Origin of the sequence: Primorskyibacter sp. S187A (assembly GCF_049800955.1) — a bacterium.
GTDB lineage: Bacteria > Pseudomonadota > Alphaproteobacteria > Rhodobacterales > Rhodobacteraceae > JAKVBH01.
The window spans coordinates 394,009-418,097 of record NZ_JBNAGA010000002.1 but is presented as its reverse complement, the minus strand read 5'-3'; the positions used below and the strand labels follow the sequence as shown (position 1 = coordinate 418,097).

Genomic DNA, 24,089 nt, shown 5'->3' with positions numbered 1-24,089 from the left:
ATCAGGACTTTGTGGCCGAGGCCGCTTCAGCTTGCTGGCGACGCAACAGCTCATTGCGATAAAGCGCAACAAAATCAATGTTTTCGAGGTTGAGCGGCGGGAAGCCACCATCGCGCGTCACGTCGCTTACAACCCGGCGTACGAATGGGAACAACATTCTCGGGCATTCGATCAACAAAAACGGATGCAGCTGATCTTCCGGGACGTTTTCGATATGGAAGACACCTGCGTAATCCATCTCCAGCACGAAAAGCACGACGTCGCTTTCTTTTGCTTTCGATGTCACGTTGAGCTTGATGGACACCTCGTACTGGTGGTCGACATTGCGCTTCTTCGCATCAAGGTTCACCTGAACCTGCACGTCGGGCTGGATGTCAGTCGCGCCACCTTTTTGGGCGAGAATGTTCTCGAAAGACATGTCGCGAATAAACTGCGCGAGGATGTTCATTTTGAGCTGCGGTTGCTGTTGCGCCTGTGCGCCAGCGCCTTCTTCGGCCATTCATTTTCTCCGGTTGATCATAAATTTTGCGATGGTCTAGCACTGGCGTGCCTGAGCCTCAATGGCGCGTCCACCCGGATGGTCCATCCTGTTTTGGCGGCGCCTCTGGTTCGACCTCAAATTCACCTTCGACAATATCATCTGCGGGGTGCGGATTGCGGGGAGGATTGGCCTGGTTCTGAAATCCCGAAGACATGACAGTCATGCGCGCCTTGATGCGGTTGAAGAGCGCGGCTCGCACGCCGGGTATGAGCAAGGCAAAGCCGATCGCGTCTGTGAAAAAGCCCGGTGTCAAAAGCAATGCACCCGAAAACAGGATCATCGCGCCCTCGGCCAAAGGTTGTGAAGGATCGCGCAGTTCATTGAACGAACTTTGCACCTGACCCAGGACGCCGCGTCCTTGCTGCCGGACCAATGTCGCGCCAGCGACAGCCGTCAGGATCACGATGGCGAGGGTCCACCAAAGCCCAATAACGCCGCCAATTTGGATAAACAGCGCGATTTCAATAAGGGGGACGAGCAAAAAAGCGAGCAAAAGGGGCATCATATCTCCGAGATCTGCGGGTTTGTGGACTTGACCCGCTCAACACCTTACATAAGTGGCACAGGGTTGGCTTTCAAAGCGTCTCGCGAGGTATTCATGAACTCTCCACTTCTCCAGCTTCTGGTGCTGGCCGGAATCGCCGTCTTTCTCATTTTACGGCTCAAGTCGGTTCTCGGCACACGTGAAGGGTTTGAAAAGCCGCCCATGCCGCGAGGCGTCGAGGACGACCGGCCGCGCCGTGACTTCGAAGTCATCGATGGTGGCCCGGACCACGATATCGAAGACCATGTGGACGCTGGCAGCTCTGAGGCCGCGGCGTTGGCAGATATGAAGCGCGTTGAGCCGTCTTTTTCGCTCTCGGAATTCATGCAAGGCGCACGCGGCGCTTATGAGATGATCCTGATGGGCTTTGAGCGTGGTGATCTGGCCGATATCAAGCCTTTCCTGTCGGAAGAAGTGTACGAGACCTTCGCGGAAGTTGTTGAGGCGCGCGAGGCGCAAGGCCTCACAATCGAAGCGGAATTTATCGGTGTGCGCGAGCTTTCCGTTTATGATGCAACCTTCGATGCGGACGCCAATTATGGTGAAATCACCATGAAATTCATTGGTGAGCTGACCGTTGCCGTCAGAGACAGTGCCGGTGAGATCATTGAAGGCAGCACCACCAGCATCAAAAAGCAGAAAGACATCTGGACGTTTGGCCGGAATATGGGAAGCGACGATCCCAACTGGCTGCTGGTTGCCACCGGCGAATGAAGCGGTTGATGTTATGCGCGGTCTGGGCCTTGCCTTTGTTTTCGGGCTATGTGTCGGCATGGCCGAGGCACAAGACGACATAACAACAGAGATTTTGCGTTTTGACGACCTGGATGGTTGGGCGGAAGATGATCACTCGGCCGCTCTGGCCGTATTTCGCAACACGTGCATGGATTTTGACGATCCCGATTGGCAATCGCTCTGTGCCTTGGCGGGGCAGGTGGACGACGGGCGGTCGTTTTTCGAGTTGTTTTTCCGTCCGGTCTTGATCAGCCAAGGTAAGGGCGCGCTCTTCACGGGCTATTATGAGCCGGAGTTAGACGGATCTCGCCAAAGATCTGATCGGTTTCGGTTTCCTCTATACAGCATGCCGGAAGAGGCGCGACGCAACCAACCTTGGTACACGCGCGAGCAGCTGCTCACCTCTGGCATCATGGAGGGTCGAGGCCTGGAGATTGTCTGGGTCGATGATCCGGTCGAAAAGTTTTTCCTTCAGGTTCAGGGCTCCGGTCGCGTTCGCCTTGCTGAAGGTGGCATGGTGCGCGTCGGGTATGGAGGCAAGAACGGTCACAACTATCGGTCAATAGGCCAAGAGCTCGTTCGCCGTGGGGTGTATGAGCCCCATCAGGTGTCTGCCGCTGTGATCAAGAATTGGGTCCGCAGGAATCCCGAACTTGGCCAACAGCTTTTGTATCACAATCCGTCTTACGTTTTTTTTCGGGAAGTGAGCGAAGTTCCGGCCAACAAAGGCCCGCTTGGTGCGATGAACCGCTCGATTACTGATATGCGCTCCATCGCTGTTGATCCTGCCTTCGTGCCTCTGGGCGCTCCGGTCTGGGTCGAAAAAGACGGTCAGGATCCTCTACGCCGCCTTATGGTGGCGCAGGACACAGGATCTGCCATCAAAGGCGCTCAACGGGCCGACATTTTCTTTGGCACAGGCGATGAGGCCGGGCGCCGCGCGGGCCGCTTGAAGGATCCGGGTCGCATGGTCGTTCTGATGCCCATCCAGCGCGCATTTGCCATGCTACCGGAGACATCGGAATGAGCCGTCGCAAATTACGCGACGAAGAGTTGGAGCTTTGGAAGGCCGTCGCCCGCAGCACGCAACCCATGCATCCGGCCAAAAAAGACCAGGCCCCGCGCAAACCGGCGCTTGCGCCGAAGCCCATTCAAGCGCCGCGGGAGCCGATGCCATCCTTCAGACTGGGTGGCCGGGCAGCTTCCGCGCCCAAAGCGCATGACATCGCGCCGTCGCTTGTTGATCAATTGCGTCAGGCTGACGTGGCGATGGATTTCAAGACCTACAAGCGAATGGTGCGAGGCAAGCTGAAGCCCGAAGGGCGGATCGATCTGCACGGTCTGACTGTTCAGGCCGCTCATCCGCGCTTGACCCGTTTCATTCTCTCCGCACAGGCAGACCGCAAGCGGCTCGTCTTGGTCATCACAGGCAAAGGCCGCGTCCGCGATGATGATGATCCTATTCCCACGCGCGTCGGCGTCTTGCGCCACGAGGTACCGCGATGGCTTTCACAGGCGCCGCTGAATACATGTGTGCAGCAGGTGACCCCTGCCAGTGATCGGCATGGCGGTTATGGCGCGTACTACGTCTATCTCAGACGGGTCTGATCAGCGAACGACTGCGCTCGCTTGTGTCGATAATCCAAAAGCCTGGCCGATGATGCGGAATATTGTGCTGACGACAGTCACGGGGCTCTCGGTTGCCAATACGGTATCGCCCGGGTGAATCTGAAATTTCCGGGCAGCAAATAGCCCTTCCGCTGATGTCAGATCCATCACAAACACAACTTGCTGGTTTGTTGGGCCCATCGCATTGGTATTGAGCGCAGGCACTGAATATTCCCTCAAAACAAGTACGCCTTTTGGATCGGCGCGATTGTCATTTATCCCGCCCATGAGGGAAAGCGCCTCGATCGCATGTACCTGTTCTTTCGGGAAGTAGATGATGTTTTCGATCCCGCTGGCGCCAAGCGCGGTGAAACTGCGGTCGTCTTCTTCGACGAGGATTTTGTCGCCACCGCGCACGCGGGTGTTTTTATCCGCTGACGCGAAGAGATCGGCAGCAGGAATGGTGTATGTCTTGGAGCCGCGCACGAGAGAGACGATGGGATTGCGAAGGTCATCATTGATGCCGCCGGCAAGTGCGAGCACGTTCAGGATCGTCGTATTGCGATTGGGAAGGGGGAAGCTGCCCGGAGCACCGACGCCTGCGACGACTGAGACCGAATTGCTGGCGCCTTGAACCTGCGTCAGCTGCACCTGCGCATCTGGCGCAATCGGAGCGAGTTCGTTCTGGATTTTGCGACGCGCGCGGTCAGGTGTCATCCCACGGACGACAACATCGTCGACATAGGGCACAAATATCGTACCGGACGGGGAAACGGTGATCCCATCAATACTGACCATGTTCGTGTTGGGGCCGGTAAGCAGGGAATTGACCTGATTGTCCCAAATCCGAAGATTAACCAGGTCCCCGGCCTGAAGCGTGTTCGACGCGGGGCCATGGCTGCTTTCAATCCAGTGATAATGCCCATGCCAGCCGGTCGCGGGCCATGCTGCCAAATCAGGAACGATATCGCGTGTCACTTGTACGAGTTGGAAGGGGGGGACGGTTTCATCTGCATTCCGGACCACTTCACTTTGAAGCGCGGCGCCACGAGGGAGATTGGAACAGGCAGCCAAGCCAGATATTGCGATGAGCGCACAGGCGCGAGCAAGATATGCGAGCACTTTGATCCCCAGACCGTTTGTCTTTTGCCACCTTTCTAGCCAGTTTGCTTGGTGATAAACAATCGTTAGACACGCTCCTGAGACCGGAATTCTCGCATGCGCCCTTTTCAAACAGTCCCAAGACTGATGGTACTGGGTGCATCCTCACAGGTTTGGCAGCTGTCTGAACCCTATTGGACGCAGTATTCTCAGGGACTTATCGATACCGTCCGCGTCGCGAGAGGATCTTGTAAAGACGGCACAATTTCACTGGATGATGTTGGTTCTGTGGAGAATATGCCACAGTGTGACGCCGTGCTCGTGCTGTGGGGCATCACTCGCGGGACGCCTGGCGAACTTGCTCAGAATGCGTCTCTGGCCCAAAAATCACTTGAGATTGCCGGAGTTTGCGGCGCGCAGCGGGTGCTCTTTGTTTCGACAGGAGCTGTCTACGGACGGGCGGACAATCCTCAGAATGAGGACAGCCCAACCCCGGGTTTGGGCGCCTATGGTGCGGAGAAGAAGCGCGCGGAAGATGTGGTTTTGGACAGTGGCCTTGAGGCCTGCGTCCTGCGTTTGGCAAATGTCGCCGGCGCTGATGCTTTGTTTGGCGCGATGGGACGCGATGAGGTTATCACCCTTGATCAGTTCGAAAATGGTTTGTCGCCGCGCCGATCATATCTCTCGCCTCAGGATTTTGCGGTTGCCCTGAAAGCGCTCGTTCTGGAAGAGCGCCTTCCGCGCATTCTGAACATTGCCGGGCCGAGACCAGTAGACATGAAGGCTATTGTTGATGCCGCGCGCGTGCCCTTCTCTCTTCGAGATGCGCCAAAGACGGCCTTACCGCTACACGTGCTTGACGTGTCGAAGCTGCGAGACTTGGGCGTGGTTTTGGAAGCCTCTGCTTCGCCGCGCCACCTTGCCAGTTTTGCCTCCGAACGAGTTGAAACCTGATGGATTGGAAGAAACGCAGCTTTGATATCGCCGCGGCCTTGTTTCTCATCACTATCCTATGGCCGCTCATCGCCGTCGTGGCCGTGGCCATCTTGCTTCGGGATGGCCGCCCCGTGCTCTACAAAGCGGAGAGGATGCGCGGCGTGGATCAACCGTTCTTCCTTTTGAAGTTTCGCACCATGACCGTCGTTGCACAGGACAGTGGTGTCTCCGGAAAAGACAAAGAGGACCGCATCACGGCTCTCGGCCGAACATTGCGCGCACGCCGTTTGGATGAGCTTCCACAGCTTTGGAATGTGTTGACCGGTGACATCAGCTTTGTCGGACCGCGACCGCCTTTGCGGAGCTACGTCGAACGGTTTCCGGAAGTATATGCCGAGGTTCTGAAATCCCGGCCGGGGATCACTGGATTGGCGACGCTCGTCTATCATAAAACTGAAGAACGCCTGCTGTCTGGTTGTGAAACGCGGGAAGACACGGATCGCATTTACGCGCGCAGGTGTGTGCCGCGTAAGGCCCGATTGGACTTGCTTTACGCAAAAAACCGCCACCTATGCTGGGATATTTGGCTCATGTTCGCCACAGTTTTCCGCAAAATGACGATCCGCGGCCGCCGCCGCCTGTAAGTTTGTCTAATAGCCGGTAGTGTCCATCTTGCAGCGGGCGTGCGCCTGATGCGCAGTCGGTCCAGCGGCTCTGGGGGTTCAAACAGCAATGCTGCATCGCTTGCTCACATCCATGTCACGACGTCAGAAAAGCATCGTCTTTCTGGCGTTGGATATGTTGTTGATCGCGATTTCGTTGCTGTCCATCAACGCCTTGCTGCTTGGCGGCGCATCTTTGCGAGAAACCTTCTGGCCTGCCGTTCCCTATCTCTCCGCGATGGTGCCGATGGCGGGGTTCTTTACCGTTCTGTTTGGATTGCACCGCGTTCCGCTGAATTACTACGAACGCAAAGCCATGCTGCAGACGTTTATCGTTGCGGTCATGGCCGGGATGGCAGGCCTGTCTGTCAGTGTTGCCCGGGGCGCGGGTATCTCCGTTTCGTTCTTTGTTTTTGTCTCGATGGCGTTCCTTTTGATGTCAGTGACGGCGCGGCTCTTGCTCAAAGAGATCGTTTTGGCGATCTATCGCAACAGGCGCGGCGCCATTCGCGTCCTGATCTATGGCGCTGGGCGCACAGGTCAGCAGCTTGCGGCGGCGTTGGAGCGCGATGATGAAATTCGCCCCGTAGCCTATGTTGACGACAATCGCGCGCTGCACGGTTTGACGATCTATGGCCTGAAGGTTCATTCGACTCACAATCTCAGCGAGCGCATCGAGAAAAGCCGGATTGACCGGATCGTGCTGGCGATGCCTTCCGTGTCCGAATCCGAGAAGGCTGCGATCGCGGAAGGTCTGAGTCATTTGGCATGCGAAGTGCACTCGCTGCCCTCCTTTGCCTCTCTGGTCATGAACCGGGCTAAGATTGAAAAAACCGAACCTTTGGATTTTTCCAAGCTCCTCGGTCGTCATCATCTCGAAGCCGATTTGCCGGGCATTCGGGATATGTATCGCGACAAAGTTGTCTTGGTGACAGGTGCTGGAGGCTCTATCGGCTCTGAGATTTGCCTCCAGGTTGCGGCGTCGCAGCCTAGATGTCTGCTGTTGCTAGATCATAGCGAGTTCGCGCTTTATCAGATTGAGCGCAAGCTGAGCGCGCGTTTTCCAGATGTAGAAAAGTCAGCCATTCTTGGCTCTGTCTGCAGCACCAATCTCGTCGAGCACGTTTTTGAGGGCCATGCCGTCGACGTTGTCTTGCATGCCGCGGCTTACAAGCAATTGCCGATGCTTGAGACAAACCCGATCGAAGGTATGCGCAACAATGTTCTGGGCACGCGCGTGGTCGCGGCAGCTGCCATGCGCCACGAGTCCGAGAGCTTTATTCTCATCTCGACAGACAAAGCCGTCAGACCCAGGAGTTGGCTCGGGTATTCCAAGCGTTTTGCCGAGATGCTGGTTCAGGATATGGCGACGCGAACATCAAAAACCCGTATGTCCATGGTGCGCTTCGGGAATGTTCTTGGGTCTTCAGGGTCGGTCATTCCGTTGTTTCAGGAGCAGATCGCACGCGGTGGTCCTGTAACGCTCACACATAAAGATGTGACGCGGTACTTCATGACGGTATCAGAGGCTGTCCGGCTGGTGCTTGTGGCAGGATCATTTGCACGTGGGGGCGATGTGTTCGTCTTGGATATGGGCGCTCCCATTCCCATACGCGATCTTGCTCGCAACCTTGTTGAAGCCAGTGGCCTCAAGGTGCGCGATGCAGCCAACCCGCAGGGAGATATCGAGCTCCTCATCACGGGATTGCGCGACGGTGAGAAGCTGGAAGAAGAGTTGTTGATCGGCTCTGATATGCTTACGACGCTTCATCCCAAGATCTTGCGGGCCCAAGAAGTGCATCCTTCCGAGATCGAAATGGCAACGATTTTGCAGGACATTGGCCGTGCGATCGAAGCGTATCATTTCGAAGACCTGAATGTCTTGAGCACCAAGTGGGCTCGGTTCTTGGGAAACGAGGAAGCTCCGACGCCGCCCGTACTGCCGGACAGCTCCCGAGCGTAACAATGGGCATGGGAAAAGCGTGAAGACAAAGCGCCGCGCAAATCCCTAAACTTTTGTTCTTTAACCGCACAGCAAGACTTACTCGCTATCCCTTAACTCGGGTGAAAAAAGGTGGTGAGACATGAGTGTCGACAGCAATGTCGCACCAGTTATCATCAAGCGTAAGAAAGTCGTTGGCGGCGATGGGCATCATGGTGGTGCCTGGAAAGTGGCCTATGCGGATTTCGTGACGGCCATGATGGCCTTCTTTATGCTGATGTGGCTGATGAATGCGACGACAGAGCAGCAACGGGTCGGGATTGCGGATTACTTCTCGCCGACCATTCCGATCGCACGGGTTTCGGGCGGCGGTGACGGGTCCTTCGGGGGCGAGAATATTTTCTCAGAGCGCGTTCTTCCACAGGACGGGCTGGGAGCGACCAACCTAAGGACAACAGATAACGCGCAAGCCAAGGGCAATACGGGCCTCATGGATGAAGGCGAGGCTGAGGCAGCCGCGGAAGAGGCATGGAAGCGCATCGAAGAGGCTTTGATGGGCCGTGGCGGGGAAAGCCACGTTGCCGATGATACGTTCAAGCATGTGATTACTCGGGTGACTGACGAGGGTCTTTTGATCGAGTTCTTCGAACTCCCAGAGGCGCGTCTTTTTGACGATCAGGACCGTCCGAATGAGTTGTTGAAAAGCTTGTTGGGTCTCGTGGTTGAGGCATCCACGTTGGTGACCAATGAGATCGCTGTTGAAGGTCATGTGCCCGCAAGCCCGATCGTTATTGCGAACAACACGGTTTGGGACAGGTCAGCAGAGCGTGCACAAGTCGTTCGTCAGTTCCTGTCTGATCGCGGAATTGACGCCGAGCGAATCCAGCGGGTAACTGGCCATGCGGATCGCGAAAACGCTGTTAAAAATCCCATGGCGATCCGAAACAGTCGCGTGGAAGTCATATTCCTGCGCTAGAGAATAGAACAGATTTTAGCTGTTAGCGGCCTGTTAAAGGAACGCGCGTATCTGTTGCGTCAATCTCGATTGATGCAGCAGAAAGGCGTATCCATGACAATTTCCTCCTCGTTGAATGCGGGTGTTGCGGGCTTGAATGCCAATGCAAACCGCCTCGCGACAATTTCCGACAACATCGCAAATGCCTCGACCTTTGGATACAAACGGGTCCAAACGGATTTCCAGTCGATGGTAATTTCATCAGGAAGCGCAAGCGGGAAGTACTCAGCAGGAGGTGTTTCATCATCGACCCAACGCTTGGTTGATGAAAGAGGATCCCTTGTCACCACGTCCAACCCAACAGACCTTGCCGTGCGTGGTCGTGGCTTCTTGCCTGTTGCCAAGTCGTCTGAAGTCGAAGTTGGCAACGGCAATAGCGAAATGCTCCTGACTACGACAGGGTCTTTCCGAACTGACAAGGACGGGTATCTCCGTACCAACGGTGGTCTGGTTTTGCTGGGATGGCCTGCGAACCCGGATGGCTCAATTCCATCTTTTCCGCGAGACACTGCGGCAGGATTGGAGCCAGTGCGCATTAACGTGAACCAATTGACCGGTGAGCCTACAACGCGCGTTGATCTGGGTCTAAACTTGCCTGCGACGGCGTCTGGAGCCGGATTGACGGCAGAAACGCAAACGTCTTCGATTGAATATTTTGACAACCTCGGGACATCTCAAACCCTTACAATCGAATTCACGCCGACGATCCCGGGCGCTGGGCTTTCCAATCAGTGGACAATGGTCATCACCGATTCTGCGCAGCCTGGTCCCGCCATCGGTGAATACGTTCTGGATTTCTCTGCGGCGACTGGCAATGGCGGTAATTTGACGGGCGTTGGCGTGACAACCGGCGGTGCATACGTAGCCGCAACGGGTGAGATCACCGTTCCGCTAGCCGGTGGTGGTGCCATGACAATTGATATCGGCCGTTTGAATGAGAACGATGGAATTACGCAGCTTGCTGATGATTTCCGCCCGCTGTCTATCAGCAAGGACGGTTCCCCTGTGGGTGTCATGACATCCGTTGAAGTAGACGAAAACGGGTTTGTCTTCGCCTTTTTCGAAACAGGTATTTCTCGTCGGATTTTTCAGGTCCCACTGGTGGATTTGCCAAATCCCAATGGTCTCGTAGCAGGTGATCAACAAACCTATACGCCATCCCCCGAGAGCGGAACCTTCTATCTGTGGGATGCGGCGGACGGGCCAACAGGCGATATTATCGGTTTTGCGCTCGAAGAATCCACGGTTGACGTCGCAAGCGAGTTGACCAGCCTGATCCAGACGCAGCGTGCATATTCATCGAACGCAAAGGTCATCCAGACCGTAGATGAGATGCTGCAGGAAACCACCAACATCAAGCGCTAGTACCTTAGTGCTCTAAAGGAGGCGTGCCATGTCCTTATCTGGTGCTCTATCAAATGCTCTCTCGGGTTTGCGCGCCTCTTCGGCTGCGGCCAGGGTCACAGGTTCAAATCTTTCGAACGCTCTCAACGAGACGTTCACAAGAAGAGAGATCCGACTGGAGCAAAACAGCGTAACGGGCGGGGTTCGGTTCGCTGGCGTAACTCGAGCAGCGAACCCCTTGGTTCTGTCTGATTGGCGTCTTGCGAATACGCGGTCGTCTTCTGCCGAACTGGAGAGTGCGTCAACTTCCCGCGTTTTCGCGTCGTTTGGACTGACGGGCGATGTCAACTCTCTGGAAACAAAGCTAACAGAGTTCGAGACAAGCCTGGTGGCAGCTGCTACGCGCCCGGATCTGACACCCAGATTGGACAGCGTTGCCTATGCCGCAAAGGACGTTGCCTCAAAGCTCAACGATATAGGAGCGTCAATTCAGGCTGAGCGCAGCAACGCTGACGCGCAGATCAAGAACCGGGTCGAACGCACAAATACGATCCTGAAAGACATCGAAACTGTAAACGAGCGATTGGCATCTCTTAGGGATGACAGTGAATCCGTGGTTTCCCTTCTGGATCAGCGAGACGCATTGTTGGATGATCTGTCTTCGATCACTGACATTCGTGTCTTTGAGCGCGACAACAACAGGATCGCGGTGTATTCAGTCGGTGGTGCCAGCTTGATTGATGGCAAGGCTGCGGTTCTTGAATTCGAACCTTCAGGCCAGATAACGGCAGGCATGTCGTTGGCTGCTGGCGATTTGAAGCAAATCACAATCGCTGGAGAGCCCATGCCAGCTAGTGGGTCTGGCGGTCGGTTTGTTGGCGGTGAGCTGGGCGCATTGTTTGACATTCGTGACAAAACAGCTGTCACCGCCCAACGTGAAGTTGATGCCTTTGCATTTGATTTTGCACAACGCTTTAATGATCCAGCTTTGGATCCCTCCAGAGGACCAACCGACCTTGGGTTCTTTACTGATGCGGGTGTTGTTGTCGATGCTGCCAATATCGATGGTTTCAGTAATCGAATTAGAGTGAACCTTGCTATCGACTTGAACGCAGGTGGAAACTCTCAACTCCTGAGAGACGGACTTTTGTCCGGAGGAGGCGGGGATCCGGGGAATGCCTCACTCGTTCAAGGGTTGAGGGACTCGATGACAACGTCTGGCGTGATTTCATTTGGCTCCTTCGCTGGTACGAGCATGAGTTTGGTTAATCTCGTGTCGGGAGTTGGCTCTGTACTGGCCACGAGCAAAACTCAGTCCGAAGCGGTTTTGGCGTCATCGAATGCCCAAAAGTCGGTGCTTACCAACGTAAAGGCCGAGCGTGGTGTGGATTCCAGCACCGAGCTACAACGCTTGATGGCCATCGAAAAAGCCTATGCAGCCAATGCCCAGGTCATCCGAACGGTAGATGAAATGCTCGATACACTGCTTGGAGCTGTTTGAAGATGAGTTTTGTGAACATTAGTGACGTGGCGAGAAGCCTGATTTCTCAAAACCAGGCAAAGTCGTTGCGGTCGAGACAACCTGACCTGATGAAGGAGCTGACCAATGGAGTTTCTGCAAATCCTGTCAAGAAACTGCGTGGGGACCTGTCTCAATTGGCATCCCTAAACAGATTTCAGTCCATCTTTGAAAGCTATGCCCAGAACAATCGGGAAACGGCTCAATGGGCTCAAGGGATGCAGGTGAGCTTGGAATCTGTCGTGAATAGTACGCAATCACTGTTTTCCGATTTGTCCGTGACACCAGAAGTGTCAATGGATCAAGTACTTGAATTGGCGGGTAAACGGGCGATAGGCACGATGGATGCTGCGATCTCCAGCCTGAATATCAGTATTGGTGGCCGCTATTTGTTTTCAGGCACGGAAGTCGCTACAGCGCCTCTCGCTAGCACAGAAGACCTGTTGACTGGTTTAGACGCCGCCGTTGCGGGATCGACAAACTTGACGGACATCGAAGCTGCAATCGAAAGTTACTTTGACGTTGGCGGGGGGTTTGAAGCCGCAATTTACCAAGGCGGCGCGTCAGATATTGCCCCCATCAATCTGGACGAGAATGAAACTACAGATCTCGCAGTACGGGCAGATGACGCCTCAATTCGAGACGTGTTCAAAGCGGCAGCCTACGCCTATGTGGCCGCATCCGACGCCTTGACCCTCACACGGGCAGACAAAACGTCCCTTGTAAGTTCGTCCAGGTCCGTTGCTCTAGAGGCTAAAGATAATGTGATTGGAATCCAGTCTCGCATCGGCGTCTCGGAAAGCCGGATCGAGGATGCAACTGTAAGGCTGAGTGCGGCTGCCAGCGCAGCGGAGCAATCAAAGCTGGACCTGATCGGTGTCGATAAGTTCGAAGCCGCGAGTCGGCTTGAAGACGTGAACACAAATCTCGAATTGGTTTACGCGGCAACGGTGCGAATTTCTGGCATATCCTTCTTGGAGTTCATGAGATGAGATTGGGATTTTTGATAAAAGCGTTTTTGGTTTTCACGCTGTGCTTCTCTGGCCTCGCCCAAGCATCGTCTGTTCGCATCAAGGATCTTGTCGAATTTGATGGAGTGCGAGGGAACGATCTGGTCGGATACGGGCTCGTCGTTGGCTTGAATGGTACGGGAGACGGATTGCGTAACTCTCCTTTCACCGAGGAGATCATGTCTACTATTCTAGAGCGATTGGGCGTCAATGTTACTGGTGAGCAATTTCGCCCAAAAAACGTTGCTGCGGTTTTGGTTACTGCAAGCCTCCCGCCCTTTGCTCGGGCAGGTTCGACTATAGATGTAACTGTCTCAGCCATAGGCGATGCCAATTCTTTACTCGGTGGTACCCTGATAATGACGCCGCTCAATGCTGCTGATGGCCAAATTTATGCAGTTGCTCAAGGTACGATCATCGCTGGTGGGGTCGCCGCCGAAGGAGATGCTGCGGCGGTTGTGCAGGGTGTACCTACCGCTGGAACCATTCCTAGCGGGGCGCGGGTGGAGCGCGAGGTTGATTTCGCCTTAGGCAGTTTGGAACAGATTAGGCTTGCTCTGCGCGAGCCAGATTTTACAACGGCTGAACGGATTGAGCGGGCAATCAACCGTGCATTCGGTCGCCGCGTTGCTGAAATGGAAGATTCAGGAACCGTTTCGGTTGATATTTCCCGGACACGCCAAAGGTCCACAGCGCATGCTTTGAGTAGAATTGAAAATATTGCCGTCGAACCCCAAAGGAAAGCGCGTGTTGTCGTTGATCAGCGATCGGGAACGATTGTCATGGGTGAAGATGTACGAATTTCGCGCGTTGCTGTTTCACAAGGAAACTTAACGCTCCGAATTGAAGAGGCGCCCATAGCTGTTCAACCCAACCCTTTCGCAGATGGTGAAACAGTCGTCGTTCCTCGCACAAATGTTGGTATCGATGAAGATCCAGGGATAAATTTGGCGGAAGTTCCTGAAGGGACAAGCCTCTCAGAAGTTGTCGCTGGTTTGAATGCGTTGGGTGTTTCACCGCGCGATATGATAGATATCCTGAAAACAATAAAAGCGGCAGGTGCTTTGCATGCGGAGTTTATTGTAAGGTAAACCTTAAGAAGCGAGTTCTGGGTCTCTCGACTTGAAGTCTGATTTTGCAAGAGGTCTCAAACCTAAATGATTGATCTACCGAGTCGCGGGTTTGAAAGAGCTGAATTTAAGACACGAATAGCCCGGGCTCAGGAAGCACTCCAAATGCACGAACTGGACGGTTTGCTTGTTATGAGTGAACCTGAAATTCAGTATTTTGCAGGTTTCCAGACGCAGTTTTGGCTGAGCCCTACGAGGTCTTGGTTTTTGTTTGTTCCAAGCGAGGGTAACCCAACGGCGATAATTCCTGAGATCGGCGCGGATTTGATGCGCGACACTTGGGTGAGTGACATTCGCACATGGCCGGCCCCTTGCCCTGAAGATGACGGAATTTCACTGTTAACCGACTTGTTGTTACCCTTCTCTCAAAGGAATGCGGCAATCGGTGTCATGAAAGGACATGAAACCTATCTTCGAATGCCCCTCGCTGACTGGGAGCGCTTGATAAACGGTTTGCCGGGCATGCGCGTCGCTGACGCAACAAAGCAAATCCAGTCAATCCGCATGATAAAATCTCCTACGGAGATCGAAAAAGTGTCTGCTGCTTGTGAGATAGGGTCCGCCGCTTTTGAGCAAATCCCCAGTCTTTTCAAACCCGCTATGTCACTGGAGGCGCTTTTTCGCGAATTCAAACGCTGTGCTTTGGCTCTTGGTGCCGACAACGTTCCCTATTTGGTAGGCGCTTCGGATCAGGGCGGCTATCGGAACGTGATATCGCCGCCGTCTCGGAGGCCTTTGCATCAAGGAGACGTGCTGATGCTTGATACAGGTCTGACTTGGGATGGCTATTACTGCGATTTCGATCGCAACTGGCGTCTGGGTCACGTCAGTGATCAAGTTCATCACGTATATGAAGTTCTATGGGATGCAACGGAAGCGGGGCTTGAAGCCATCAAACCTGGAAAATCCGCCTTCGATGTCTTCAATGCGATGTCAAAGGTTGTCTCAAAAGCATCTTCAGAAGTCTCAGACATTGGCCGATTGGGACATGGGCTGGGAATTCAGCTGACTGAACAGCCATCGCTTGCAAGTTTTGATGAGACAGAATTGAAGGAGAATATGGTCCTGACTCTAGAGCCTGCAATGTCCTACGGGGATGGAAAAATTATGGTCCATGAAGAAAACATTGTTGTGGAAGCAAATGGGGCACGCCTGTTGTCCAAACGAGCCCCTCAAAAGCTTCCAAATCTATTGTAGTTGGTGCCGAAGGTGACGCCAAAGCCTAGAAGTCCAGGTTTTCTACACTCAGAGCGTTGGTTTGAATGAACTCACGTCTCGGTTCGACGACGTCTCCCATGAGTTTGGAAAAAATGTCATCTGCTTCTGTAACGTCGTCAACTTGAACTTGTAGTAAAGTGCGGGCGTCGGGATCCAGAGTGGTCTCCCACAATTGGTCGGGATTCATTTCGCCCAACCCCTTGTAGCGTTGCAGGCTCAGGCCCTTCTCGCCTTCTTCAAGAATTGAGGAAAGTAGCGTAAGGGGGCCTAGAATTGTCTGCATACGATCTTTGCGGACAAGCGTTGACGGCAACGCGTAGATTTCGTGAAGGGCATCAGAAAAACTGCCTGTTCGGCGTGCTTCACCAGACCGGAGCATTGGTCCATCCAAAGTCCGCACCTCTTCAATACCTCGCAAGATACGCGCCAAACGTATTCCCTTGTCTTGCGTGATCCGTCCTGACCAACCGCGCTCATATTCTTCGGAGATCAGATCGAGCCGAGCAGCAACTTTATCTGCAACACCCTGAAGGTCGCGGTCCACAGCGCCGGGAACAAATGCGCCCGCGATGGCGGCTTGCTCGAGAATATGCCGGGGATAGTGCGTTGGAAACGCATCGATAACGCGTTTGAGTTGACGGGCTTCGTCAACGACGCGTGCAAGGTCTTGACCGGCGATCTCTTCGCCAGAACTCAAACGAAGCACTGCGCCGTCGATCCCTTGTTGAATGAGGTAGTCGTCCAGCGCCATCTGATCTTTTAGGTAAACCTCAGATTTACCGCGCGCCACCTTATATAAAGGAGGCTGAGCGATGTAGAGATATCCGCCTTCGATGAGTTCTGGCATCTGCCGGTAGAAGAAGGTCAGCAGCAGGGTCCGGATATGGGCGCCGTCGACATCCGCATCGGTCATAATCACGATCTTATGGTAGCGAAGTTTCGAGATATCGAATTCATCTCGGCCAATGCCCGTTCCCAAGGCCATGACAAGATTGCCAATTTCCTGACTGGACAGCATACGATCAAAACGTGCGCGCTCAACATTCAGGATTTTGCCGCGTAAGGGCAAAACAGCTTGCGTGCGCCGGTCTCTGCCCGTTTGTGCAGACCCGCCAGCGCTATCACCCTCCACAAGGAAGACTTCTGTCTTTGACGGATCTTTTTCCGAGCAGTCCTTCAACTTGCCTGCCAGATAATTGACGTCCATCGCAGTCTTTCGACGCGTCAATTCGCGGGCTTTGCGTGCGGCTTCCCTGGCAAGCGCGGCTTCGATGATTTTCCCAACAATGATCTTGGCTTCATTGGGGTTTTCCTCGAACCACTCCGACAACTTTTCGCCAACCAGGTTTTCGACTGCGGGGCGCACCTCTGAGGAAACGAGTTTGTCCTTGGTTTGGGATGAAAACTTGGGATCCGGCACTTTGACAGACAAGACGCAGGTCAAACCCTCGCGGGCATCGTCGCCTGTGAAGTTGACCTTCTCCTTCTTGGCGATCCCGGTTTGCTGCGCATAGCGTGTAATCGTTCTGGTCAAAGCCGCCCTGAAACCCGCAACGTGCGCACCGCCATCGCGTTGGGGAATGTTATTCGTAAAGGGCAGAACGTTTTCATGATAGCTGTCGTTCCACCACATGGCGACTTCGACACCGATATCGTCGCGTTCGCCATTCACGTAGATCGGATCCGACATGACAGACGTTTTCGAGCGATCGACAAATTTCACGAACTCTCGCACGCCGCCTTCGTAGTAGAGCTCGGTGCGCAGCGCTTCCGCAGGTCTTTCATCCTCAAGAATAATGCGCACACCGGAATTGAGAAACGCCAATTCGCGCAGCCGTTTTTCCAAGGTTTCGAATGAATATTCCAGATTGGAGAAGGTTTCGGTTGAGGCGAGAAACCTGACTTCCGTTCCGGACTGACCTTCGGCCTCGGTCACGACGCGCAAATGCTCGCTCGTGTCGCCATGTTCGAATTTCGCGAAATGCTCCTTACCATCGCGCCAAATGCGCAGTTCCAGCCAAACGGACAGAGCATTCACAACCGACACGCCAACGCCGTGCAGGCCCCCAGAGACTTTGTAGGAGTTACTGTCGAATTTTCCGCCAGCATGCAGCTGGGTCATGATGACTTCAGCGGCGGACACGCCTTCTTCTTCGTGAATATCTACAGGGATGCCGCGGCCATTGTCGCGCACGGACACGGAGCTGTCAGCGTGAATTTTGACGTGAACATAATCGGCATGGCCAGCAAGAGCCTCATCGATACCGTTGTCGACAACTTCATAGACCATGTGGTGCAGGCCCGAACCATCATCGGTATCGCCAATATACATCCCAGGGCGTTTTCGAACCGCTTCTAACCCTTTGAGAACCTTAATGGAATCGGCGCCATAGTCGGCGGATTGCTGTTCTGCGTCTGACATGCGCTGCCTTGCTCTGTTTGATGACAAAATATACGCATTATCCACAGGAATGTCACGTGGATGGCACAAGATTTTGTGGTTTCGCGTCTGTTAGATGCTGATTTCCGCGATGCTGGACGCGCCGTCTTCTTCGCGGACCTCAAAAGCCTGCATGCGTGCGCCAAAATCCGAGAACAGGGAGAGCTCGGTTCCTGTCATCCACGCCTGTGACCCCAGTGAGCAGATCTCATCGTAGAGCGCGGCACGGCGCGTTTCATCGAGATGCGCTGCGACCTCATCAAGAAGGACGATGGGCGCAGCTTCGAATTCGCTTCTGAGGGCGCGCGCATTGGCGAGGATCAGGGAGATGAGCAATGCCTTTTGCTCACCCGTCGAACAGTCTTTCGCCGGGGTATTCTTCGTCACATAGGTGCCCAGCATATCCACCCGATGGGGCCCCACGAGACAACGCCCGGCCATCAAATCGCGCGGTCGCGCCTCTTCAAGCGCAGCGCGGAGACCGCTTGGGTCTCTGGGCAATTCCGTGTCCGGATGGACAAGTGTCAGATCAGACACAGGAAAGGCCGTTTGGGCTTGCATCTGGGCCCCAAGGATACGCGCGACAGCGTCATGGCGTGCCTGAGTGATCCGAGCGCCGTGCGTTGCCATTTGCATCTCAAGCGCGTCATACCAGCTTGCGTCGCGCACCTGATCCTTCAGCAACCGGTTGCGCTCACGCATAGCCTTATCATAGGCGAGCGTTGCCTCTGCATGGTTTGGGAAGAAAGACAGCGTCATCCGGTCGAGGAAACGTCTGCGGCCTTCCGCGCCTTCGATCCAAAGGCGATCCATGGATGGCACCAGCCACAAGATGCGAGAGAAGGTACCGAGAGCTGTTTGAGCTGTCGCCTTTTCATCAACCCACAATTGCCGTGCGGCACTTTGCTGGCTTTGGATTTTGATCTCTCTGGTGCGGTCAGGGGAAACGAGCTCCCCTTTGAGTGTCCAGCCCAGCGCTTCGGGTCGCCGGGTCATATCTTCGGCGCTCGCGCGACGCAGGCCACGGCCGGGAGAAAACAGCGAAACAGCTTCCAGGATATTGGTTTTGCCCGCTCCGTTCCTGCCGACGAGGGCCACGGGCCGCGCATCACATTCCAATGCAACACGCTTGTGAGATCGGAAATGAGACAGGATCAGAGAGGTGAGCGCGAGCTGAGCCAAGGCTCAGACACGCATTGGCATCACGACGTAAACTGCGGACGTGTCGTTGCCCTCACGCATGAGTGCGGGATCGCCGGAGGAGTTGAAAAGGAACACAGCATTCTCCCGATCAACCTGGCTGGCAATTTCAAGCAAGTATTTGGCGTTAAAACCAATTTCGAGCCGCTCATCACCGTAAGCCACTGCAAGTTCTTCCTCCGCGGCGCCACTGTCCGGCGCATTTACGGACAGGACGACGCGGTCCTCGTCAAGCTGCAGTTTGACGGCGCGTGAGCGCTCCGAGCTGACAGTGGCCACACGGTCAACGGCTTTCGCGAAATCCGCCGCATCAACCTCGAGTTTGCGCGTGTTGCCTGCCGGAATGACGCGGGTGTAGTCCGGGAATGTTCCGTCGATCACTTTCGAGGTGAGCGTGATGTCCGGTGTTGCAAAGCGCACTTTTGTCTCTGACACGCTGACGGCGATCTGCATGTCGTCATCATCAAGAAGTTTGCGCAACTCCCCCACGGCCTTCCGCGGAACGATGACGCCTGGCATTTCCGCTGCGCCGTCAGGCAGTTCAGCATCGATGCGCGCGAGTCTGTGGCCATCGGTGGCCACACAACGAAGCACCTGTCCGCCTTCGGCATCAGAGATGTGCATATAGACGCCGTTCAGGTAGTAGCGGGTCTCTTCTGTCGAGATCGCGAATTTGGACTTGTCGAACAAACGGCGCAAGACCGGGGCTGGCGCGGAAAAGTTGGACGCATATTCCGAGCTGGCCATGACGGGGAAGTCTTCTTTGGGCAGCGTGGCAAGCGAGAAGTTGGAACGGCCGGCTTCCACGGTCAATCGACCAGAGGCGCCATCATCGGTGAGGGCAACCAGCGCTCCATCGGGCAGCTTGCGTACAATTTCATGCAAAGTGACAGCGGAGACTGTTGTCGATCCCGCCCGCTCGACTTGCGCAGGAGCTTTATCGACAACTTCGATATCAAGATCAGTCGCGCGGAACTGGACCGTATCACCCTCCGCTTCGATCAGAACGTTTGCCAAAATCGGTATCGTGTTGCGCCGCTCGACAACGGATTGCGCCTGAGACACCGCCTTGAGCAATGTGCCGCGTTCTATGCTGACCTTCATCCCTTGACCCTCCGAACCTTCGGGACCGGCAAGCTAGCCTTTGTTGGGTCTGGGTCCAACTGCTTTCTTACCCCATGACAAAAGGTTTCTAATGCTTTTGGGGGAGGGTCAAGGCATTGCCCCCTCGCAATGGCTGTGAGGGGGCACTTTCTTGGAATTGTCAGGCTTCCAAAGCCCGGCGCAGCATTTCGATATCTTCGGCGATTTGTCCGTCTTGTGTTTTAAGCTCTTCAATTCGGCGGACGCCGTGCATCACTGTTGTATGATCGCGCTTGCCAAAGTGGCGACCGATTTCTGGCAAAGACCGGGATGTGAGTTGTTTGCACAAATACATGGCAACCTGCCGAGGCCGCGCAAAAACCCTAAGCCTCTTGGGCCCCACCAGTTCGGATAACCGGATATTGTAGTGCTCCGCGACCTTGCGCTGAATTTCCTCGATCGTGATTTTACGTTCCGAGGCGCGCAAAATATCCGCCAGACAATCCTGTGTCAGTTCCAGATTGATCGGCCGGCCGACAAGCGACGCAAAGGCGAAAAGCCGCGTTAGAGCACCTTCAAGAACCCGCACATTCGTCGAAATGCGATGCGCCAGAAATTCCAGAACCTTACCTTCGATCTCAAGCTCAGGATAAGTCGCGCGATGCGTTGCAAGCTTGGAGTGCAGAATGCCGAGGCGGAGCTCAAAATCGGTCGGGTGCAGGTCCACGACGAGGCCGCTTTGCAAGCGAGAGGCAATCCGACTTTCAAGATCCTTGATTTCACCGGGCGCGCGATCTGCGGAAATGATGATCTGCTTGTTTTGATCGACAAGTGCGTTGAACGTATGGAAGAATTCTTCTTGCGTGCTGTCCTTGCCCGCAATGAACTGAACGTCGTCCACCATAAGAACATCGACCGAGCGGAAGAGTTCCTTGAAGTCCATCATCTTGCGATCGCGCAAGGCTTGGACAAAGCGATACATGAATTGTTCGGCTGACAGATACAGAACATTCAAATGCGGATGACGCGTTTGCAGCTCCCAGGCGATGGCATGCATCAAGTGTGTTTTGCCCAGTCCGACGCCACCATACAAAAAGAGCGGATTGAACGTAACCTCGCCCCCTTCCGCAACCCGACGGGCCGCGGCATGGGCAAGCTCGTTGGGTTTGCCGACTACGAAGGCGTCGAAGGTAAAACGCTTATCCAGCGGGGCGCTGGGCAGAACATCGGAGGCGGGTGTGTGCATCATCTGGGGCGTGCTCTGTGATTGTCCTGTCGACGCAGGGCGCGCGGCAGTGTTGGCAGGTACGGTGAATTCGATACGCCTGACGCTCGCGCCTGACGAGGTCATTTTGTAAAGCAGCAGATCGCCGTAGTTCCGAGAAACGTAATTGCCGAGAAAGCTTGTCGGTACGGCAAAAGTCGCGACCCCGTTTTCCAAGCCTTCGAAGCCAAGTGGCTCGATCCAGTTTTTATAGTTACTTGCTCCGATCGACTCTTTCAGATCCTGCTGAAGAGCGCCCCACTGATCTTTTGTCATTTTACCCCGCAATGCAGTTGTCCCAGCCACGACGCCCCACCGCGCCTGACCTCAAAGCAAACGACATCGTTCACCTGCCGCAGATGGCAGATGCCAAGGAGTTGTATTGTTCGGTGCATGCACCAACATTTATTGGACTGGTCGTACCTGCTGCAGAGCAAGACAAACGCCTCGCACAGTTCCCTCTGTTGCCGAGAGATTGAGCTACTCCTGTCCCCCCATGGCGATGTGACTCGCTGGAAGGAAGTTACCAAGAGCGACGCGGGCCCTTCAACAACTCTTAGCGCTTGACTCACGCCAAGTCGGAAAAGAATCTCGTAACCCAGCCAAACTGCACGAAAACAAAAAAGGCGCTCCGAAAAGAGCGCCTTTCAAACACCAACGATTGTTGCTGAATCAGCTCAGCGCTTTGACGCGTGATGCAAGACGCGACATTTTTCGCGAGGCAGTATTCTTGTGGAAAACACCCTTTGTCACACCGCGCATAAGCTCGGGCTGCGCCGCGCGCAAAGCAGCGACGGCTGCGTCTTTGTCGCCCGAAGCGATCGCTTCTTCGACTTTGCGAAGGTATGTCCGGATTCGTGACCGGCGGGCTTTGTTGACCGCAAAACGCTTCTCGTTCTGACGAGCGCGCTTCTTAGCTTGGGGCGAATTTGCCATGTGCGTTTGACCTTTTCATGTCTACTCAAAAATTGCGTGACGAAGCCCTGCAAATTCAGGTCTCGAAAAGATCAAGCCAAAGCGGGCTGCACGCGCATGTGATGGGGCTTACTTACGGATTCGGCGCAAGAATGCAAGCCATTAGCGATCCCGGAACTGCGCTTCGCGTTTCTCCAGAAACGCAGACATGCCTTCACTTTGATCTTCCGTCGCAAACATCGCGTGGAACAGGCGTTTCTCAAAGAGGATGCCTTCGCGCAACGTGGTTTCTTCCGCGCGATTCACGGCTTCTTTCACAGCCATCGTGGTGACCATGGATTTTTCGGCGATCTTTTTCGCAGCACTATGGGCTTCTTCCAGAAGTTTCTTGGCCGGCACGATCCTGCTCACCAACCCTGCGCGTTCCGCTTCCTCCGCGTCCATGAAACGGCCCGTCAGGTGCATGTCCATCGATTTGGCTTTGCCGACCAGACGCGTCAGCCTTTGTGTGCCGCCGATCCCGGCGACGACGCCGAGATTGATTTCTGGCTGGCCAAATTTTGCTGTGTCCGACGCAATGATGAAATCGCACATCATAGCCAACTCACAGCCACCCCCAAGCGCATATCCGGACACTGCCGCGATAACGGGCTTTCGCACGCGCATCACGGCTTCATGCTCAGCCGAAAACAGATCTGATCGAAACGCTTCGACAAAGCTCTTTTCAGACATCTCCTTGATATCCGCCCCTGCGGCGAAGGCTTTCGCAGAGCCGGTCAGAACGATGCATCGGACCTTTTGGTTCTCTCCGGCGTCATCCAGCGCATGGGCCAGTTCGCCCAACAGCTGCGAGTTGAGCGCATTGAGCGCATCTGGTCTGTTCAAGGTGATCGTGGCGACGTGGTCATCGACGTCGACGATGATCGTTTCATAGGCCATCTGATAGGCGCTCCCGCTGGTCTCTCGGCCTTATTGCTTAGCATTTGGGGTGGGGCAATCAACTACCTTTGACATTTCGGGCAAAAGAAACTCGACCGCCCGGATTGGACAATCCGCCGAATAAGTGTGTCACAGCCAGCATTTCGACAGGGTTCGCCTTCGCGCCCATAGACATCGAAACTGTGTTGAAAATACCCCAGTTCTCCATCAGCTTGCCGAAAATCCCGAAGCGAGGACCCCCCCGCTTCAATCGCCTCACCCAGAACATCCCGGATGATCGGAACGAGCTGCCCCGCACGTTTTCTGGAGACGTTGCGCGCTTTTCGCTTGGGGGAAATTCCGGCTCGAAACAGCGTTTCACAGACGTAGATGTTGCCAAGACCGGCCACGATCCTTTGATCAAGGAGCGCAGATTTCATGGGCGTACTTCGCCCTTCCAGCGCCCGGGCCATATAGTCCTCGTGAAACGCATTTCCGAGTGGCTCCGGGCCTAAAGACCTGAGCAGAAAGTGTGTTTCTTCCTGTGCTGTAGGCAGCAGGTCCATGGCGCCGAAACGCCGAGGGTCGTTGAATGTGATGCGCGCGCCGTTGTCCATTTGTAAAATGACATGGTCGTGTTTCTCGGGAGCTGCATGCTCTTTGACAAAGCTTCCCACCTGGGTCCCTGTGATGAGGATCCGTCCAGACATACCAAGATGAATCAGAAGGCTCTCCCCGCTGGACAAATCCGCGAGCAGATATTTGGATCTGCGCCGGAGTTGCATCACGACTTGACCCTGAAGCCGTTCTGCCATTTTGGGTGGAAAGGGCCATCTCAAGTCAGGCCGATTGATGTCGGCTCTTTCGATTTTGGCCCCCACCATGGCAGGCGACATGCCGCGACGCACTGTTTCGACTTCGGGAAGTTCTGGCACGGGCTTCTCCTTGATGCCGCATTGTATCG

At 54.8% G+C, this 24,089-nt stretch carries 22 protein-coding genes; 12 read left to right on the top strand and 10 right to left on the bottom strand.

Annotated elements, in window-relative coordinates:
* Position 1 precedes the first annotated feature (1 nt).
* On the bottom strand, positions 2-499 hold the full coding sequence (secB, locus tag ACP15S_RS13000) for a protein-export chaperone SecB (RefSeq protein ID WP_425040066.1): 498 nt from the start codon (positions 497-499) through the stop codon (positions 2-4).
* Between the two features lie 58 nt (positions 500-557).
* Positions 558-1,043 (bottom strand): FxsA family protein, encoded by a 486-nt coding sequence (locus ACP15S_RS12995; protein ID WP_425040065.1) that lies wholly within the window; start codon positions 1,041-1,043, stop codon positions 558-560.
* Positions 1,044-1,139: 96 nt separating this feature from the next.
* Between ACP15S_RS12995 and ACP15S_RS12990 the strand changes: the two genes are divergently transcribed.
* The 3 genes from ACP15S_RS12990 to ACP15S_RS12980 are packed head-to-tail and all read left to right on the top strand — an operon-like array spanning position 1,140 to position 3,428.
* Positions 1,140-1,799 carry a Tim44/TimA family putative adaptor protein gene (locus ACP15S_RS12990; protein WP_425040064.1) on the top strand — a complete coding sequence of 220 codons (660 nt, stop codon included), beginning with the start codon at positions 1,140-1,142 and terminating at the stop codon, positions 1,797-1,799.
* Positions 1,800-1,857: 58 nt separating this feature from the next.
* Positions 1,858-2,847: a murein transglycosylase A gene (locus ACP15S_RS12985; RefSeq protein WP_425040063.1), complete on the top strand. Its 990-nt coding sequence runs from the start codon at positions 1,858-1,860 to the stop codon at positions 2,845-2,847.
* Entirely contained in the window at positions 2,844-3,428 is a 585-nt protein-coding gene (locus tag ACP15S_RS12980; protein WP_425040062.1) for a Smr/MutS family protein, read from the top strand. The genes ACP15S_RS12985 and ACP15S_RS12980 overlap by 4 nt, the downstream gene beginning before the upstream one ends.
* Here ACP15S_RS12980 and ACP15S_RS12975 read toward each other — a convergent pair whose 3' ends face one another.
* Positions 3,429-4,406: a polysaccharide biosynthesis/export family protein gene (locus ACP15S_RS12975; RefSeq protein WP_425040061.1), complete on the bottom strand. Its 978-nt coding sequence runs from the start codon at positions 4,404-4,406 to the stop codon at positions 3,429-3,431.
* Between the two features lie 420 nt (positions 4,407-4,826).
* On the opposite strand from ACP15S_RS12975, the gene ACP15S_RS12970 reads away from it, so the two are divergent.
* From ACP15S_RS12970 to ACP15S_RS12930, 9 genes are all read left to right on the top strand, one after another.
* The gene (locus ACP15S_RS12970; protein WP_425040060.1) at positions 4,827-5,483 is read left to right on the top strand and encodes an NAD-dependent epimerase/dehydratase family protein; all 657 of its coding nucleotides are present in this window, start codon (positions 4,827-4,829) and stop codon (positions 5,481-5,483) included.
* Positions 5,483-6,109, top strand: a complete 627-nt coding sequence (locus ACP15S_RS12965; RefSeq protein WP_425040059.1) for a sugar transferase — start codon at positions 5,483-5,485, stop codon at positions 6,107-6,109. The genes ACP15S_RS12970 and ACP15S_RS12965 overlap by 1 nt, the downstream gene beginning before the upstream one ends.
* A gap of 112 nt (positions 6,110-6,221) precedes the next feature.
* The gene (locus ACP15S_RS12960) at positions 6,222-8,090 is read left to right on the top strand and encodes a polysaccharide biosynthesis protein (protein WP_425040058.1); all 1,869 of its coding nucleotides are present in this window, start codon (positions 6,222-6,224) and stop codon (positions 8,088-8,090) included.
* A 121-nt stretch (positions 8,091-8,211) separates the two neighbouring features.
* On the top strand, positions 8,212-9,045 hold the full coding sequence (locus ACP15S_RS12955; RefSeq protein WP_425040057.1) for a flagellar motor protein MotB: 834 nt from the start codon (positions 8,212-8,214) through the stop codon (positions 9,043-9,045).
* Positions 9,046-9,138: 93 nt separating this feature from the next.
* Entirely contained in the window at positions 9,139-10,449 is a 1,311-nt protein-coding gene (locus ACP15S_RS12950) for a flagellar hook protein FlgE (protein ID WP_425040056.1), read from the top strand.
* Positions 10,450-10,477: 28 nt separating this feature from the next.
* Positions 10,478-11,929, top strand: a complete 1,452-nt coding sequence (gene flgK / locus ACP15S_RS12945; RefSeq protein ID WP_425040055.1) for a flagellar hook-associated protein FlgK — start codon at positions 10,478-10,480, stop codon at positions 11,927-11,929.
* A 2-nt stretch (positions 11,930-11,931) separates the two neighbouring features.
* A complete protein-coding gene (locus ACP15S_RS12940) occupies positions 11,932-12,939 on the top strand; it encodes a flagellin (protein ID WP_425040054.1) in 1,008 nt (335 codons plus the stop codon).
* A complete protein-coding gene (locus ACP15S_RS12935) occupies positions 12,936-14,048 on the top strand; it encodes a flagellar basal body P-ring protein FlgI (RefSeq protein WP_425040053.1) in 1,113 nt (370 codons plus the stop codon). Before ACP15S_RS12940 ends, ACP15S_RS12935 begins: the two co-directional genes overlap by 4 nt.
* Positions 14,049-14,114: 66 nt before the next feature.
* Positions 14,115-15,284, top strand: coding sequence for a M24 family metallopeptidase (locus ACP15S_RS12930; protein WP_425040052.1), 1,170 nt, complete (start codon positions 14,115-14,117; stop codon positions 15,282-15,284).
* A gap of 25 nt (positions 15,285-15,309) precedes the next feature.
* Here the strand turns inward: ACP15S_RS12930 and gyrB are convergent, their stop codons facing one another.
* The 7 genes from gyrB to mutM all read right to left on the bottom strand — a co-directional run bounded on the left by gyrB (position 15,310) and on the right by mutM (position 24,060).
* Positions 15,310-17,727 (bottom strand): DNA topoisomerase (ATP-hydrolyzing) subunit B, encoded by a 2,418-nt coding sequence (gyrB, locus tag ACP15S_RS12925; protein WP_425040899.1) that lies wholly within the window; start codon positions 17,725-17,727, stop codon positions 15,310-15,312.
* A 90-nt stretch (positions 17,728-17,817) separates the two neighbouring features.
* Positions 17,818-18,927, bottom strand: coding sequence for a DNA replication/repair protein RecF (gene recF, locus ACP15S_RS12920; protein ID WP_425040051.1), 1,110 nt, complete (start codon positions 18,925-18,927; stop codon positions 17,818-17,820).
* 3 nt (positions 18,928-18,930) lie between these two features.
* Positions 18,931-20,049: a DNA polymerase III subunit beta gene (dnaN, locus tag ACP15S_RS12915; RefSeq protein WP_425040050.1), complete on the bottom strand. Its 1,119-nt coding sequence runs from the start codon at positions 20,047-20,049 to the stop codon at positions 18,931-18,933.
* A gap of 160 nt (positions 20,050-20,209) precedes the next feature.
* The gene (dnaA, locus tag ACP15S_RS12910; RefSeq protein WP_425040049.1) at positions 20,210-21,568 is read right to left on the bottom strand and encodes a chromosomal replication initiator protein DnaA; all 1,359 of its coding nucleotides are present in this window, start codon (positions 21,566-21,568) and stop codon (positions 20,210-20,212) included.
* Positions 21,569-21,964: 396 nt separating this feature from the next.
* Positions 21,965-22,228 carry a 30S ribosomal protein S20 gene (gene rpsT, locus ACP15S_RS12905; RefSeq protein ID WP_425040048.1) on the bottom strand — a complete coding sequence of 88 codons (264 nt, stop codon included), beginning with the start codon at positions 22,226-22,228 and terminating at the stop codon, positions 21,965-21,967.
* Positions 22,229-22,369: 141 nt separating this feature from the next.
* Positions 22,370-23,146 carry an enoyl-CoA hydratase gene (locus ACP15S_RS12900; protein ID WP_425040047.1) on the bottom strand — a complete coding sequence of 259 codons (777 nt, stop codon included), beginning with the start codon at positions 23,144-23,146 and terminating at the stop codon, positions 22,370-22,372.
* Positions 23,147-23,208: 62 nt separating this feature from the next.
* A complete protein-coding gene (gene mutM / locus ACP15S_RS12895; RefSeq protein ID WP_425040046.1) occupies positions 23,209-24,060 on the bottom strand; it encodes a bifunctional DNA-formamidopyrimidine glycosylase/DNA-(apurinic or apyrimidinic site) lyase in 852 nt (283 codons plus the stop codon).
* Positions 24,061-24,089 lie beyond the last annotated feature (29 nt).

Excerpts from the sequence above, each read along its gene's own strand:
- secB (WP_425040066.1), bottom strand. The coding sequence starts at position 499 with ATGGCCGAAGAAGGCGCTGGCGCACAGGCGCAACAGCAACCGCAGCTC.
- ACP15S_RS12995 (WP_425040065.1), bottom strand. The coding sequence starts at position 1,043 with ATGCCCCTTTTGCTCGCTTTTTTGCTCGTCCCCCTTATTGAAATCGCG.
- ACP15S_RS12990 (WP_425040064.1), top strand. The coding sequence starts at position 1,140 with ATGAACTCTCCACTTCTCCAGCTTCTGGTGCTGGCCGGAATCGCCGTC.
- ACP15S_RS12985 (WP_425040063.1), top strand. The coding sequence starts at position 1,858 with ATGGCCGAGGCACAAGACGACATAACAACAGAGATTTTGCGTTTTGAC.
- ACP15S_RS12980 (WP_425040062.1), top strand. The coding sequence starts at position 2,844 with ATGAGCCGTCGCAAATTACGCGACGAAGAGTTGGAGCTTTGGAAGGCC.
- ACP15S_RS12970 (WP_425040060.1), top strand. The coding sequence starts at position 4,827 with ATGCCACAGTGTGACGCCGTGCTCGTGCTGTGGGGCATCACTCGCGGG.
- ACP15S_RS12965 (WP_425040059.1), top strand. The coding sequence starts at position 5,483 with ATGGATTGGAAGAAACGCAGCTTTGATATCGCCGCGGCCTTGTTTCTC.
- ACP15S_RS12960 (WP_425040058.1), top strand. The coding sequence starts at position 6,222 with ATGTCACGACGTCAGAAAAGCATCGTCTTTCTGGCGTTGGATATGTTG.
- ACP15S_RS12955 (WP_425040057.1), top strand. The coding sequence starts at position 8,212 with ATGAGTGTCGACAGCAATGTCGCACCAGTTATCATCAAGCGTAAGAAA.
- ACP15S_RS12950 (WP_425040056.1), top strand. The coding sequence starts at position 9,139 with ATGACAATTTCCTCCTCGTTGAATGCGGGTGTTGCGGGCTTGAATGCC.
- flgK (WP_425040055.1), top strand. The coding sequence starts at position 10,478 with ATGTCCTTATCTGGTGCTCTATCAAATGCTCTCTCGGGTTTGCGCGCC.
- ACP15S_RS12940 (WP_425040054.1), top strand. The coding sequence starts at position 11,932 with ATGAGTTTTGTGAACATTAGTGACGTGGCGAGAAGCCTGATTTCTCAA.
- ACP15S_RS12935 (WP_425040053.1), top strand. The coding sequence starts at position 12,936 with ATGAGATTGGGATTTTTGATAAAAGCGTTTTTGGTTTTCACGCTGTGC.
- ACP15S_RS12930 (WP_425040052.1), top strand. The coding sequence starts at position 14,115 with ATGATTGATCTACCGAGTCGCGGGTTTGAAAGAGCTGAATTTAAGACA.
- gyrB (WP_425040899.1), bottom strand. The coding sequence starts at position 17,727 with ATGTCAGACGCAGAACAGCAATCCGCCGACTATGGCGCCGATTCCATT.
- dnaN (WP_425040050.1), bottom strand. The coding sequence starts at position 20,049 with ATGAAGGTCAGCATAGAACGCGGCACATTGCTCAAGGCGGTGTCTCAG.
- dnaA (WP_425040049.1), bottom strand. The coding sequence starts at position 21,568 with ATGACAAAAGATCAGTGGGGCGCTCTTCAGCAGGATCTGAAAGAGTCG.
- rpsT (WP_425040048.1), bottom strand. The coding sequence starts at position 22,228 with ATGGCAAATTCGCCCCAAGCTAAGAAGCGCGCTCGTCAGAACGAGAAG.
- ACP15S_RS12900 (WP_425040047.1), bottom strand. The coding sequence starts at position 23,146 with ATGGCCTATGAAACGATCATCGTCGACGTCGATGACCACGTCGCCACG.